This is a genomic window from Hyunsoonleella jejuensis (genome assembly GCF_900111025.1).
Classification (GTDB): domain Bacteria; phylum Bacteroidota; class Bacteroidia; order Flavobacteriales; family Flavobacteriaceae; genus Jejuia; species Jejuia jejuensis.
In genome coordinates, this window is record NZ_FOFN01000004.1 from 135,196 (window position 1) to 149,097 (window position 13,902).

Consider the following 13,902-nt stretch of genomic DNA (forward strand, 5'->3'; position numbering starts at 1 on the left):
AGGTGGCTTTTGTATCTATCTTTTAAAATTTTATTGGTCTCCCATAAACTCGCTCATAACCGCATCACTCACGCCCATATTACTAAAACCGCCATCGTTATATAGGTTTTGTAACGTTACGCGCTTCGTTAAATCGCTAAATAATGTAACGGTATAGTTAGCACAATCCATTGCTGTGGCGTTACCTAGTGGTGACATTTTTTCAGCGTAAGAAATAAAACCATCAAAACCTTTTACACCGCTTCCTGCTGTAGTTGGGGTTGGCGATTGCGAAATTGTATTCACACGAACCTTTTTATCTCTACCAAAGAAATAACCAAAGCTACGAGCAATACTCTCTAAATATGCCTTATTATCGGCCATATCATTATAATCTGGAAAAACACGTTGCGCCGCCATATATGATAAAGCAACAATACTTCCCCACTCATTCATGGCATCTGCCTTATAAAGGGTTTGCATTACTTTATGGAACGACATTGCAGAAACATCAGTTCCTTTTTGTGTCCAGGCGTAATTTTGGTCTGTATAATGTTTTCCTTTTCTAACGTTAATGGACATACCAATAGAATGCAGTACAAAATCGATTTTACCACCTAAAATCTGCATAGATTTTTCAATCAAATTTTGTAAATCTTCTTCTGAAGTTGCATCCGCAGGTATAATTTCAGAACCCGTTTTTTTAGCTAATTCATTAATTTGTCCCATGCGCATCGCAACGGGTGCATTGGTTAATACAAACTGCCCTCCTTCTTCGTGCACACGTTCTGCAGTTTTCCAAGCGATAGAATTTGAATCTAATGCTCCAAAAATGATTCCTTTTTTCCCTTTTAGTAAATTATAAGCCATAGTGTTAGTTAGTATTATAGTTTCTATTATAATTTCATACGCCAAAAGTACTAAACTTTCAACTTTATATCGAATGTTTTCATTACAACATGTCACTTCGAGTTAAATTCTAACAGAATTTAGTATCGAGAAGCATTTTATTCCGAAAATTTATTTGTTTTCGATACGATTCAAAAAAAATTGAATCACTCAAACTGACATAAATTTTCTTGTTTTTAATTAAGTAATTCTTTAGCGTGTGCAATTGCAGAGGTTGACAATTCTGAACCCCCTAGCATTTGGGCAATTTCCACAATACGCTCATCGTGATTTAACTTTACCAAATTGGTTTGGGTTACGTTATTCACATCTTCTTTATACACTTTAAAGTGAGAGTGCCCTTTTGCTGCAATTTGTGGCAAATGGGTTATTGAAAACACTTGCATATTCTTACTCATCTGCAACATGATGTCGCCCATTTTATTTGAAATTTCACCCGATACACCGGTATCTATTTCATCAAACATAATAGTTGGAAGTTGTGTGTAATTAGATAAAATGAGTTTAATCGCTAACATAATTCGAGACAATTCGCCTCCTGAAGCTGCTTTCTTCAATTCACTAAAATTGCCACCTTTATTTGCTGAAAACAAGAATAATAATTCATCTTTTCCATTAGCAAAGTAAACTTCCGTATGTGATAATTCAATCTTAAATTGTGCATTGGGCATACCTAAATCTATCAATATGGATTGTAGTTTACTAATCAGATTTGGAATGGCTTTACTTCGCTTTTCATGAATTACACTAGCCATATTATCTAAAGCTTTCTTTTCTTTAGCTATGGCTTCTTCCTTATTTTGAATTGTGGTATCTAAATTCTCGGTAACCACAACTTTTTCGGTTAAAGCTTCTCTAATATCAATTAACTCTAAAACTGTAGCAACCTGATGCTTTTGTAAAAGATTGTTGAGTATTTGTAATTTTGAATTTACAGCTTCTAATCTGTTAGGGTCTGCCTCAATGTCTTCTTGTAGCCCTTCAACTTCATTAAAAATATCATCAATTTCTATCAAACAACTATTGATACGCTCGTACAAATCCTGGTATTTATTTGATACATCAGACAGTTTCTGAAACGTGCTTTTTAAATTGGTAATTGTAGTGATTGCACCTATTTGTTCATCGCTCAATAATTGATATGCTTCCGATAATCGTGCTTTGATATCCTCAACATTGTTCAACATTTCATACTCCTCTTCTAATAATTCCAATTCACCATCCACCAAATTTGCTTCAACTAATTCATTCAATAAAAACGAATTATAATCGTGCTCCTTTATGGCTTCTGACTTTAGTGTTTGGAGTTCGCTCAACTCTGCGTTTAAACACTTATAATGCTTTAAAGTTTTACTAAAAGTATCAACCTCTCCTTCATTTTGTGCTAGTGCATCAATTACCTGAAACTGAAAATCATTTTGTGTTAATTGTAATGTTTGATGTTGGGAATGTATATCAATTAACCTTTCTCCAAGCAATTGCAAGCTATTAAGGTTTACTGGAGAATCATTTATAAACGCTCTTGATTTTCCTGATGGTAAAATCTCTCTCCGTATGATGGTTTGCTCATCATAATCTAAATCTTCAGACTTAAAAAGAGGTTGTAGATTATAATTTGAAATATTAAAAACAGCTTCAATAACACATTTTATAGAATCATCCTTCAAACTACTTAAATCGGCACGTTTACCCAGAATTAAGGATAAACCACCCAGTAAAATAGATTTTCCGGCACCGGTTTCACCTGTAATAATTGTAAAGCCATCATTAAAATTTACCTGAAGATGGTCTATTAATGCATAGTTTTTAATGGTGAGTGATGTTAGCATGCTGTCTTTAGTATTCAGTAAACAGTGTTAAAACGTAATATTTCGCCATTTACTGGAGTGCATCGGTGCTACTTTTTGCAAAATATCTTTAAGATTTGCAATATTCACCTGTGGTCCGTCTGTAAAAATTTGTTCAATTTCATCGGCTTTGGCATCAAAAAATGTTCTAAGCAAAAAAGAATTTGGCCTTCTGCTGTTCATCGCTTTAAACTCTGATAAACTTGCAGCTATTTGCTCTTTACCTTTTTTTAGGTCATTACTCATTTCGTCTAAGCCTAGTCTGTGATAATCGTAAATAACGTTTCTAAATTCTTTAAAAGTTGTAGATAATACGTTGTCAATCAATATAAATCTCGTTTGCAACCCGTCTTCTAACTTCCAACCTTTATAGTTTTCCTGCTGTGAATAGTTTAGTATAGTTTGTGCTTGCTTGTAATACTTCTGTCCACCATTTTGCTCATAAGAATCGGCATCAAGCGCTAAAATCATATACACATGAAATGCCAACACAGAGATCAAATTCGATGTGTATTGTGTTGGATTATAGATTAAATTTTGAAATTCTAAGTATCTAAAGGTAAAGTCCTTATCATTGAAATTATAAATAGGCGAACTATATGAAGACCCATAAATAGGTCGAGAAGACTGTACTTGAATTGTAGCTTGAAATGTTTCTCCGCTATATTGAGAAATTATAATATTCATACTACAATTAATTAATTCTTGGGGTGCATAAGTTCTATCAGTCCACTTTGTATTATTGATAAACTCTGTGAGTTGCTTTTCGAGATTTTTAAAAATCTGTAAATTCTCGTTTCCTGTTTGTTGGGCATTTACAACGACAGTACAGTTAAGTTCTTGAGCAAAACTTAAACTGCTGAAACTAAAAAATAGAATAATTACAAAATTACGCATGAATATGTTTTACAATTTCGTTTAGTAAATCTTCTGCAACTTCGGCTTTAGACTTTAATTGAAACTCTGTTACATTATTTTTATTATCTATAAACGTTACTTTATTAGTATCACCTTTAAAACCTGCACCTTTATCTTGTAACGAATTTAAAACAATTAAATTTAAGTTTTTCTTTTTTAATTTCTGTTTTGCATTTTCCAGTTCGTTATTTGTTTCCAATGCAAAACCAACTAAAAACTGTTTAGTTTTAGTTTCTCCCAAAGATGCCAATATGTCTTTTGTACGCTCCAACTCCAACCTTAGTGTATCAGATTTCTTTTTTATTTTTTGAAGCGCTACCGCTTTAGGTTTAAAATCTGCAACTGCCGCTGATAAAATAGCAACATCAATAGTTTTGTAATATTTATGCACTTCTTGGTACATCTCTTCTGCACTTGTAACTGGAACTACCTTTACAAGGCTGTGAACGAGGTTTTGATGTGTGGGTCCTGTAACCAAAATAACTTCAGCTCCTAAATTTGCAGAGGCTTTAGCAATTTCAAAGCCCATTTTACCACTGGAATGATTCCCAATAAAACGCACAGGATCTATGGCTTCATAGGTTGGTCCAGCAGTAATAAGCACTTTTTTCCCTTTAAGCGGCAACTTGTTTAGAATATCGCTCTCAATAAAAGAAACGATATCTTCGGGTTCTGCCATTCTTCCTTCTCCTACCAAGCCGCTTGCCAATTCACCACTAGTAGCAGGAATCATGATATTACCAAAAGATTTTAATTTTTCAAAAGACACTCTTGTAGATTCATGTTTATACATATCTAAATCCATTGCAGGCGCAAAATATACAGGGCACTTAGCTGATAAGTATGTAGCCAACAGTAAATTATCTGATGTCCCATTTGCCATTTTAGACATGGTATTTGCAGTAGCTGGCGCAATAACAAACACATCTGCCCATAACCCTAAATCTACATGATTATTCCATACGGCGTTGTCATCTTCTTCATTTGTGAAGGATGAATATACCGGGTGTTTAGAAAGTGTAGAAAGTGTAAGCGGTGTTATAAAGTCTTTAGAGGCTGGTGTCATTACAACCTTAACCTGTGCTCCAGATTTTATAAACAACCGTACTAACGAAGCAGTTTTATAAGCGGCAATACCTGCTGTAATGCCTAACAGAACGTTTTTACCGCTTAATATACTCATATATTGTGTTTACTGAGCGTCTTCCTCAGTATGTCTAAAATAAATTTTATCTGTAAGCCATTCTTGAACAGCTAATGCATGAGGTTTTGGTAATTTTTCATAAAATTTAGATACCTCAATTTGTTCTTTGTTTTCAAAGATTTCTTCCAAACTATCGTTGTAAGTAGCAAATTCTTCTAACTTATCAATAAGCTCTTTTTTAATCTCTGTGTTAATTTGCTCCGCTCTTCTTGATATAATAGAAATTGCTTCGTAAATGTTTTCTGTTGGCTCATCTACTTGATTTCTGTCGTAAGTTACCGTGTTTACGGGAGCTGTAGTTTTCTTTAAATCCATCATTGTATATTAACTTTTAGCGCTGTAAGTTTCTAATTCTTCGTCTATTTTTATTGCCATTTCATTAGCTTCTGCAAGATACTCAGAATTTGCATAAGCCTTTTTTAAAGCATTGTAATACTCTTTTGCTTTTAATAACCTTGTTTGTCTTAATTTTAAAATCCCATTAGCAGTGCGCTTAACTTCCAAACTATTAATAGCTAGTTTGAATGCTGCATCCAGCCTATAGAACAATGCATCTTCACGAAGCGTTGATCCAGGAAATTGGAAAATAAAGTTGTCAAATGATTTTATAGAGGCCTTAAAATCTGAAATATGATTGTACTGCTTAGCTATTTCAAAAGCTTTCTTCTCTAATTTAAAATCTAATTCTTTAATAAGCGTATTTGCTTCGCTAACATATTGCGAATTAGGGTATAAATTAATAAACTCCTGCAATTTCTCAATAGCATCCTTAGTTTCCTTTTGGTCTTTAGTGTATTTTGGAGACAGCATGTAATAGCTTTTAGCACTTAGAAACGCGGCTTCCTCCTTTTTTTCACTTTTAGGATAACTAGACACAAAACGTTCAAATTGATACCCAGAAACGTAATAATCCTTCATTTCATAAAAGGATTTAGAATATAGGTACATTAGTTTTTGTGCCTGAGGCTTTCCTTTATACTTTGGTACGATTTGAGCAAAAATTCTATTCGCCTTTTCATATTTACCTCCTTCGAACAGAGAATCTCCCACCTTAAATTTAAGCGCGATATCTTCAGATTTTAAAACCTTCTGATATTCACTGCATGAACTTAAAACACAGGTTAATATTAATATGCTAAAAACGTACTTCATAGATTTTTTGACAAGGTGCAAAATTACATTTATTAAACGTAATTTAAAAATATTATTTCATAGCTAAAATAATTCTTCAAAAGTAGTAGTAATAAGGTTTAAGTTATATTTAACGTTTACTTGTTACTACGTTGCTAAAATGCTTTTACGAAGTTTGATATTTTAGTTTTTAATCCTTCTGAAGCTGCTACTAATGGTAATCTTACTGAAGCAGAGCATAAACCTAATGCTTCAAAAACAGCTTTTATGCCCGCAGGATTGTTTTCTTCAAAAATATAATCGATAACATCCATTAAACGGTAATGATACTTGTATGCATCTTTGGCTTCACCTTTTAAACCCAAACGTATCATTTCAGAAAATTCTTTTGGAAACGCTTGCCCTATTACAGAAATAACACCAGAACCTCCTGCTAGTGTTACACCCAAGGCCAAATCGTCATCTCCAGAAATAACTAAAAAATCTTCTGGTTTGTTCTTTAGTAATTGCAAATATTGATAGGTACTATTCCCTGCTTCCTTTACACCTATAATATTATCAAAATCATTTGCCAATCGTATAATTGTATCTGGCTCTACATTTTTAGAAGTTCGTCCTGGAACATTATATAATAAAATATCTATTGACGTTGCCTCTGCGATAGCTTTAAAATGCTGATATATACCTTCTTGTGTTGGCTTTGTATAATAAGGTGAAACAGAAAGAATAGCATCAATCTCACTTAAATCTGTACTTTTAATTTCATCAATAATGGCAACTGTATTGTTACCACCAATTCCTAAAACTAATGGTACTCGACCTTTGTTCGCCTCAATTACGGCCTTTGTAATGTCTTTTTTTTCTTGCTTTGTAATTGTAACACTTTCAGCAGTGGTACCAGAAATAACCAAGTACTCTACACCATTTTCAATATTAAATTCTACAATATTTTTAAGCGCATCATAGTCTACACTTAAATCACTTTTAAAAGGTGTTACCAATGCCACTCCAGTTCCAAGAAACTTACTTTTCATTTTAAATTTTATTTAATACGGTTAAATATTTCACCACCTCATTACCAAACACCTCTATTTCGCTAATTTTTGTTTTTATAATAAGATCGTTTAAACGCGTTTCACTTTGCAAAATTCCGATTTTAAATTGAGATTTAGACAATGCTGTTAATAATTTTAGCTCTAAATGTTCTTGTGTGTAATAACTAATTAAAACATCAAAAGGTTCGTTTAAAAACGTTTGTAATTCTATATTTTTTATCTCACCATTCCATCCAAAATCTTTTGCGTTAAAACAAGCGTCCCAAGAATTACCGTGGCTTTTTAAATCAGTGGTATAAGCAATTACTTTTATTTTATTTGCATGAACTTTTAAGCGCGATGCTAAAACATTAAACGCATTAAAGTCTTCAATTTCATCAAAATTCAAAATTACTCCCAAGCTTTTTGTTTTATTATTATTAACGTTTAAGCTGCGCTCTAATAATAATTTATTCAAATACTTTTTATTCGATTTTTCCTTAAAAGCTTTTAAAAACATTTAAATTTACACTTTGCGCAAAGGTAGCAAAAGTACATTCAAAATATAATGAAATTCTATATGGTAAATTCTACCACATTTAAACTTATAGTATTTGTATCTATCCTATTCATAGGTATTAGTTGTAAAACCCAAAAAGTATCCATAAAAAAAATTGAAACAAAACGCTTGGATATTAACAAAAGTATTGCTCCAGAAACTGATATTGAAGCATTTATTGCACCTTACAAAAATCGTATTGAACGCGACTTAGACAGTGTTTTAGCTTATGCTGTTGCCACCTATTCTAAAAATGATGGAGCGCTTAATACCGCTGTTGGAAACCTAATGGCAGATATTATTCTTAAAGAAGGAACCCCTGTTTTTAAGAAACGAACTGGCAAAAACATTGATGCAGTTGTTTTGAATCATGGTAGCATTCGTGCAGAAATACCAAAAGGATCCGTAAGCGCAAGAACTGCATACAATGTTATGCCTTTTGAGAATAACATAGTGGTAGTTGGATTGAAAAGAAAGCAAATTAATGAGATAGTAAATTATCTAGTTGCTAGAAAGAGAGCGCATCCTATAGCGGGACTAAAAATTGTATTAGATAACAACTATGACTTGATAAGCGCTTCGATTAATGGCGAACCTATTGATAACAATAAAATCTACTATTTTGCTACAAGTGATTATTTATACAACCGAGGTGATAATATGACGTTTTTTCAACCTAATGAAGAATTTCATGATTTGAATTACAAAATAAGAAATGCGATAATTGATTATTTCAAAAAAACGGACACTATTAACCCTGTTATTGATGATAGGTTTAGCATAAAATAATACTATGAAACGTCGAGATTTTATTCAAAAAGTATCCGCAGGGACAACTGCTTTAGCAGCCGTTGGCAGTTTAGGACTTCAATCCTTTGCCTCCAAGCCAAAAGGCACAAAAATCACCATATTACATACCAATGATGTACACAGCCATATTGATACTTTTGGTCCAGAAGAAGGCAGAAATGCCAATAAAGGTGGAGTAGCACGTCGTGCAACGTTAATTGAAAACATAAGAAAACAAAATCCAAATACGTTATTGCTGGATGCAGGTGATATTTTTCAAGGCACACCCTATTTTAATTACTACGGTGGTGAATTAGAGTTAAAATTAATGAGTAAACTAAAATATGATTTGGCTACGATAGGTAATCATGATTTCGACAATGGCATAGAAGGATTATATGCACAATTACCCCATGCCAATTTTGGGTTTGTTTCCGCGAATTATGATTTTTCCAATACCGTAATGGATACACATGTTAAGCCCTATCAGATATTTAAAAAAGACGGTGTGAAAATTGGAGTTTTTGGGTTGGGTATTGAACTTACAGGATTGGTTGAAAAGAAACTTTTTAAAGAAACCAAGTATCTCGACCCTATTGAAATCACTCAGGACATGACACGAATTTTAAAGCAAGATAAAAAATGTGATTTAGTGATTTGCTTGTCCCATATTGGATACGATTACAGAAATGATCCTAATAAAATAAATGATTTAAAACTTGCTGAAGCGACTAAAAATATAGATTTAATAATTGGTGGCCATACGCATACCTTCTTATCTAAACCTACTCTTGTTAAAAATATTGAAAATAAAAATGTATTAGTAAATCAAGTGGGGTGCTACGGACTTTATCTGGGTCAGGTTGATTTTTATTTCGATGCAGAAAAGAACAAATCAGCCGATGGTACTTCCATAATTGTCTAGTTTTTTTAAGGGCTTGATAAGTTCTAAGAATTGGTACGTCTAAAACATTATCAAACCAAAATGAAATGAAAAAACATATTCCTTTAGTATTACGTGTTATACTTGCTGTAATACTTATTCAAACTTTAAGATTTAAGTTTTTAGCTCACCCTGATAGTGTTTTTATTTTTGAAACTGTTGGCTTAGAACCTTACGGAAGAATAGGCATTGGCATAGTAGAACTTGTTGCTGGCATACTGCTTCTTGTTAAAAAAACCGCATGGGCAGGTGCGCTGTTATCTCTTGGGGTTATAGGAGGCGCACTAATAATGCATCTCACAAAGCTGGGAATAGATGTAAAAGGTGATGACGGCTTATTATTTGGTACTGCAGTATTTGCGTTTTTGCTTTCTGTTATTATAACTTACAATTATAGAGAAGATATTCCTTTTCTTAAACTTTAGTATATAGCTTTCTCTTGTTTAGCATACTTTAATTTCGCTTGTCCATAAAAAAAATAAACGCCTATAAGCTTTAAAGTTATTGTAAAAAAATTAAGCACACTTTGATGAGATACGTATAAATACGCTACGCTTAAAACTTCAGAGAATAAGATACAAATTGCACCAATTAGAACGTAAAGCGCTTTTTTACTATCGTTGCAAAAATAATTTAATAGCGCTAGTGACAATACCATTAACATCGAAATATTGTACATTATCTCTGTTAAATATTCTGAACCAAATTCGAGATAAGGATTTATAATTTGGGAAATTTTATAACCTATATAGCAATTAAGTATAAAAAGTACTATTACCGAAAATATGTAATTTTTTAGAATATATGTAAATGAAATGTTACGACCAATCTCGATTGACAGTGAAATGTATGCCAATATATATAGAGCGTTACCTATAAAATAATCGTAATAAAATGGTAATTCATCCGATATAAGTATCATCAAATCTGAAATAGAATATAAGACAAGAAATAAGATGAAAAATAACGACCAGTTTTCTTTTTCTACATTACAAAAATATGCAAGTGCCAAAACAGGAAGAATAAATGCGCTTGTATTATCTGCATAACCTAAGAGGTTAGAGAACAAAAAATACACAAACAATGTGTAAATTGAACCTATTATAGTTGCTAGTACTTTGGGGCTGCACATAATAATGATTACTAATTACAAGACAAATATAATTAAAAAATGTAATTAATCGATAAAAATTACATTTAATCGTTATTATTTTATGTTTTTTTTATTTTTTGTAAGAATTCGAGTTCGCTTATGAGTTTTATTCCAAGATTATTCGCTTTTTCCTTTTTACTAGGACCCATTTTATCACCCGCTACCACAAAACTTGTTTTAGATGAAATAGAGCTACTAACTTTACCACCGTTATCTTCAATGAGTTTTTTAAGTTCGGTTCTAGAGACATGTTCAAAAACACCAGAAACCACAATAGACTGTCCCTTAAGTAAATCTGTTTGTCCTTTAAGCTCTTCTTCAGATACACTCAACTGCACACCAAACTGTTTCAACCTTTCAATAATGCTTAGGTTTTCTTCTGAAGAAAAAAACAAGAGTACACTTTCGGCTATTTTTATGCCAATTTCATCAACCTGTTCCAAATCTTCTTGAGAAGCTTGCATCAAATTATCTATAGATTTATAGTGTTTCGCAAGTTTTTTTGCAACCGTTTCACCTACATAGCGAATGCCAATAGCATACAAAACGCGCTCAAAGGGAATGTTAACTGATGCTTTTATTCCGTTGATTAAATTATCGGCACTCTTTTCTGCCATACGTTCTAAAGGAATTACCTGTTCTTTGGTTAATTCATACAAATCAGAATAATTAGATATTAAGCCTTCTTTTACCAAAAGCCCAACAGTTTCACCTCCCAAACCTTCTATATCCATTGCTTTTCGGGAAATATAATGCTGAATACGACCTATAATTTGTGGTGAACATCCGTTATAATTTGGGCAATAATGTTTAGCATCGCCTTCGGTTCTCACCAATTCTGTATTACATTCTGGGCAATGTGTTATAAATAGTGTAGGTTCTGAATCGATAGGTCTTTGCGTAATATCAACAGCAATAATCTTAGGTATAATTTCCCCTCCTTTTTCAACAAACACCGTATCGCCTTCTCTTATATCAAGCTTTTCAATTTGGTCGGCATTATGTATCGATGCACGTTTTACAGTGGTACCTGCCAACTCTACTGGCTCTAAGTTTGCAACTGGTGTTATAGCTCCTGTTCGCCCTACTTGGTAGGTTATTTCGTTTAAAACTGTAGACACTTGTTCTGCCTTAAACTTATACGCCATTGCCCAACGTGGTGCTTTGGCCGTATATCCCAATTCTTCTTGCTGCTGTAAGCTATTAACCTTAATTACCACACCATCTGTTTCGTATGGTAAGTCGTGACGTTTGGTATCCCAGTAATTAACAAACTCTAAAACTTCATCAACTGATGATGCTAAAATAGCTTCATTAGGGACCTTAAATCCTAAAGCTCTCGCTTTTTCTAAACTTTCAAATTGCGTTGCAACCCCTAAATCCTCGCCTTTCATGCTATATAACAAACATTCTAAAGGTCGTTTTGCCACCTCCGCGCTATCTTGCAGCTTTAAACTTCCCGAAGCTGTATTTCTGGGGTTTCTATATGGTTCTTCGCCATTTGCAATACGTTCCTCGTTCATCTTGTTAAATCCATCGAACGGCAATACAATTTCTCCTCTAATTTCAAATTTTTGCGGAACATCGCCTTTTAATTGTAATGGTACCGATCTTATGGTTTTTACATTTGCCGTAACATCATCTCCCTGAATACCGTCGCCCCTTGTTACTGCTCGTAGTAATTTACCGTTTTCGTAAGTTACGCTCATAGACGCACCATCGTACTTCAATTCACAAGTGTATGCTACGTCTCCGTCCACAAGCTTTTTTATGCGCTTTTCCCAATCTAGCAAGTCTTCTTTAGAATAAGAATTATCCAAAGAATACATGCGATACTCATGTTTTACAGTATCGAAATTTTTAGTGACTTCTCCTCCAACACGTTGCGTGGGCGAATTTGCATCATAAAACTCAGGGTGGTTTTCCTCAAGTTCCTGAAGCTCTTTGAGCTTAATATCAAACTCATAATCTGAAATTGTAGGATTATCAAGCACATAATAATTATAATTATGTGTTCTTAATTCATTTCTTAGTTGGTTTATTTTTTGCTGAATATGTTCCATTAGAAATTTACACCTTTTACCATTCTATCTTTACCAAAGATATCTTGTTTTAATTCAATATTCTTAAAATTATTGTTATGCAATACATTCATGGTACTGCTACCCAAATATTCATTGATTTCGAAAAATAACTTACCGTTTTTCTTCAATGCTGTTTTTGAAAAATCGCTTATAGCCTCATAAAACACCAATGGGTTATTGTCTTCAACAAATAACGCAATGTGTGGTTCGTTCTCTAACACATTAGGCTGCATCGATGCTTTTTCCTGTTGCCTTACATAAGGCGGATTTGAAACTATAATATCAAATTTCTCAATTTCATTTTTAATTTCTGAAACGAGTTGAGGATAATCATAATTTAAAATGTCAGCCTTGATAAACGTAATGTTCACTTCATTTAGTTTCGCATTGGCTTTTGCTACTTCAAGAGCTTTTTCACTCACATCCATAGCATAAACCGAAGTATTTGGTAGTTTTTTTGCCAAAGCAATGGCAATGCATCCACTTCCTGTGCCAATATCTAAAATTCTGAATTCTGAATTCTGAATTCTTAATTGTTCAATAATCCATGATACCAACTCCTCAGTTTCAGGACGGGGAATCAAAACGTTTGTATTCACTTTAAACGGCAATCCGAAAAACTCGGTTTCGCCAACAATATACTGTATTGGTTTTTGCTGCTGTAATGCTGTTAAAGCGTTGCGAATGCCTTTAGTTGATGCTATTTCAATATTTGGAGATAGTGCTAAATCGACACGTTTGATATCAAAAAAATGTGCTACTAAAAGGAAAAAGAAGCTATTTACTTCCTCCACGCCATAAATAGCATCTAAAGCCCTATGAAATTCCAGTTGAAGATCCTTTAATCTCATAATGCTTTAATCATCCATACACTGCACGAACTATGGCCCGTATTACCCAAAGACCTTTTTAAATGGGTAAATCCAAAACTTTCGTAAATGTGTATTGCTGCCTTTAATTGTGGTGCAGATTCTAAATAACATTTTTCAAAACCCAATTCTTTTGCCACATTTAAGCATGTTTCAAACAATTGCTTCCCAATGCCCTTACCACGCACTTTGGGTGAAAAATACATTTTTTGTAGTTCGCAAATATTACCATCAAAATCCCTTAAAGGTTTCACGCCAGCTCCTCCCAAAATTTCTCCATTACTCTCAATTACATAATATATATCATTCTCATTTTGATAGGATTCATACATTTGTTTCGTTTCAGGATCTTCATATGCTGTACCCTTCAAAGGAATTTTAAATTCATGAAAACACGCCCTTATCACCGCTTCCAATTGCGCATTGTCTTCTGGTCGTATTTCTCGAATAACTATAGTATCTTTACTCACTTTAATTAATCTT

Annotated in this window: 14 protein-coding genes; 3 read left to right on the top strand and 11 right to left on the bottom strand. The window is 33.3% G+C overall.

Annotated elements, in window-relative coordinates; all coding sequences use genetic code 11:
• Positions 1–30 precede the first annotated feature (30 nt).
• From BMY39_RS13375 to BMY39_RS13410, 8 genes are all read right to left on the bottom strand, one after another.
• Positions 31–849, bottom strand: coding sequence for an enoyl-ACP reductase FabI (locus BMY39_RS13375; RefSeq protein ID WP_092580745.1), 819 nt, complete (start codon positions 847–849; stop codon positions 31–33).
• Between the two features lie 215 nt (positions 850–1,064).
• Entirely contained in the window at positions 1,065–2,717 is a 1,653-nt protein-coding gene (gene recN, locus BMY39_RS13380) for a DNA repair protein RecN (RefSeq protein WP_092580540.1), read from the bottom strand.
• Positions 2,718–2,744: 27 nt separating this feature from the next.
• Entirely contained in the window at positions 2,745–3,632 is an 888-nt protein-coding gene (gene porD / locus BMY39_RS13385; protein ID WP_092580542.1) for a type IX secretion system protein PorD, read from the bottom strand.
• Entirely contained in the window at positions 3,625–4,836 is a 1,212-nt protein-coding gene (coaBC, locus tag BMY39_RS13390) for a bifunctional phosphopantothenoylcysteine decarboxylase/phosphopantothenate--cysteine ligase CoaBC (protein WP_092580544.1), read from the bottom strand. Before coaBC ends, porD begins: the two co-directional genes overlap by 8 nt.
• A gap of 9 nt (positions 4,837–4,845) precedes the next feature.
• Entirely contained in the window at positions 4,846–5,172 is a 327-nt protein-coding gene (locus BMY39_RS13395) for a DNA-directed RNA polymerase subunit omega (protein ID WP_174719886.1), read from the bottom strand.
• A 9-nt stretch (positions 5,173–5,181) separates the two neighbouring features.
• Entirely contained in the window at positions 5,182–6,009 is an 828-nt protein-coding gene (locus BMY39_RS13400; RefSeq protein WP_092580548.1) for an outer membrane protein assembly factor BamD, read from the bottom strand.
• A gap of 134 nt (positions 6,010–6,143) precedes the next feature.
• Positions 6,144–7,022 carry a 4-hydroxy-tetrahydrodipicolinate synthase gene (gene dapA / locus BMY39_RS13405; RefSeq protein ID WP_092580550.1) on the bottom strand — a complete coding sequence of 293 codons (879 nt, stop codon included), beginning with the start codon at positions 7,020–7,022 and terminating at the stop codon, positions 6,144–6,146.
• A gap of 1 nt (position 7,023) precedes the next feature.
• A complete protein-coding gene (locus tag BMY39_RS13410; protein WP_092580552.1) occupies positions 7,024–7,542 on the bottom strand; it encodes a DUF6913 domain-containing protein in 519 nt (172 codons plus the stop codon).
• 48 nt (positions 7,543–7,590) lie between these two features.
• Between BMY39_RS13410 and BMY39_RS13415 the strand changes: the two genes are divergently transcribed.
• The 3 genes from BMY39_RS13415 (at position 7,591) to BMY39_RS13425 (ending at position 9,738) form a co-directional block, all read left to right on the top strand.
• The gene (locus BMY39_RS13415) at positions 7,591–8,370 is read left to right on the top strand and encodes a 5'-nucleotidase C-terminal domain-containing protein (RefSeq protein ID WP_245738294.1); all 780 of its coding nucleotides are present in this window, start codon (positions 7,591–7,593) and stop codon (positions 8,368–8,370) included.
• Positions 8,371–8,374: 4 nt separating this feature from the next.
• On the top strand, positions 8,375–9,295 hold the full coding sequence (locus BMY39_RS13420; RefSeq protein ID WP_092580554.1) for a bifunctional metallophosphatase/5'-nucleotidase: 921 nt from the start codon (positions 8,375–8,377) through the stop codon (positions 9,293–9,295).
• 65 nt (positions 9,296–9,360) lie between these two features.
• On the top strand, positions 9,361–9,738 hold the full coding sequence (locus BMY39_RS13425) for a DoxX family protein (protein ID WP_092580556.1): 378 nt from the start codon (positions 9,361–9,363) through the stop codon (positions 9,736–9,738).
• 787 nt (positions 9,739–10,525) lie between these two features.
• Here the strand turns inward: BMY39_RS13425 and ligA are convergent.
• Genes ligA through BMY39_RS13445 form a run of 3 tightly spaced genes read right to left on the bottom strand, consistent with a single transcriptional unit; the run spans position 10,526 to position 13,889 of the window.
• A complete protein-coding gene (ligA, locus tag BMY39_RS13435) occupies positions 10,526–12,529 on the bottom strand; it encodes an NAD-dependent DNA ligase LigA (RefSeq protein WP_092580560.1) in 2,004 nt (667 codons plus the stop codon).
• Entirely contained in the window at positions 12,529–13,401 is an 873-nt protein-coding gene (prmC, locus tag BMY39_RS13440; protein ID WP_092580562.1) for a peptide chain release factor N(5)-glutamine methyltransferase, read from the bottom strand. Before prmC ends, ligA begins: the two co-directional genes overlap by 1 nt.
• The gene (locus BMY39_RS13445; protein WP_092580564.1) at positions 13,398–13,889 is read right to left on the bottom strand and encodes a GNAT family N-acetyltransferase; all 492 of its coding nucleotides are present in this window, start codon (positions 13,887–13,889) and stop codon (positions 13,398–13,400) included. Before BMY39_RS13445 ends, prmC begins: the two co-directional genes overlap by 4 nt.
• Between the last annotated feature and the right edge of the window lie 13 nt (positions 13,890–13,902).

Bases quoted from the DNA above. Each gene is read 5' to 3' on its own strand.
- prmC (WP_092580562.1), bottom strand. From the start codon at position 13,401: ATGAGATTAAAGGATCTTCAACTGGAATTTCATAGGGCTTTAGATGCT.
- BMY39_RS13425 (WP_092580556.1), top strand. From the start codon at position 9,361: ATGAAAAAACATATTCCTTTAGTATTACGTGTTATACTTGCTGTAATA.
- recN (WP_092580540.1), bottom strand. From the start codon at position 2,717: ATGCTAACATCACTCACCATTAAAAACTATGCATTAATAGACCATCTT.
- BMY39_RS13395 (WP_174719886.1), bottom strand. From the start codon at position 5,172: ATGGATTTAAAGAAAACTACAGCTCCCGTAAACACGGTAACTTACGAC.
- BMY39_RS13400 (WP_092580548.1), bottom strand. From the start codon at position 6,009: ATGAAGTACGTTTTTAGCATATTAATATTAACCTGTGTTTTAAGTTCA.
- BMY39_RS13415 (WP_245738294.1), top strand. From the start codon at position 7,591: ATGAAATTCTATATGGTAAATTCTACCACATTTAAACTTATAGTATTT.
- BMY39_RS13375 (WP_092580745.1), bottom strand. From the start codon at position 849: ATGGCTTATAATTTACTAAAAGGGAAAAAAGGAATCATTTTTGGAGCA.
- ligA (WP_092580560.1), bottom strand. From the start codon at position 12,529: ATGGAACATATTCAGCAAAAAATAAACCAACTAAGAAATGAATTAAGA.
- BMY39_RS13420 (WP_092580554.1), top strand. From the start codon at position 8,375: ATGAAACGTCGAGATTTTATTCAAAAAGTATCCGCAGGGACAACTGCT.
- coaBC (WP_092580544.1), bottom strand. From the start codon at position 4,836: ATGAGTATATTAAGCGGTAAAAACGTTCTGTTAGGCATTACAGCAGGT.
- BMY39_RS13410 (WP_092580552.1), bottom strand. From the start codon at position 7,542: ATGTTTTTAAAAGCTTTTAAGGAAAAATCGAATAAAAAGTATTTGAAT.
- dapA (WP_092580550.1), bottom strand. From the start codon at position 7,022: ATGAAAAGTAAGTTTCTTGGAACTGGAGTGGCATTGGTAACACCTTTT.
- porD (WP_092580542.1), bottom strand. From the start codon at position 3,632: ATGCGTAATTTTGTAATTATTCTATTTTTTAGTTTCAGCAGTTTAAGT.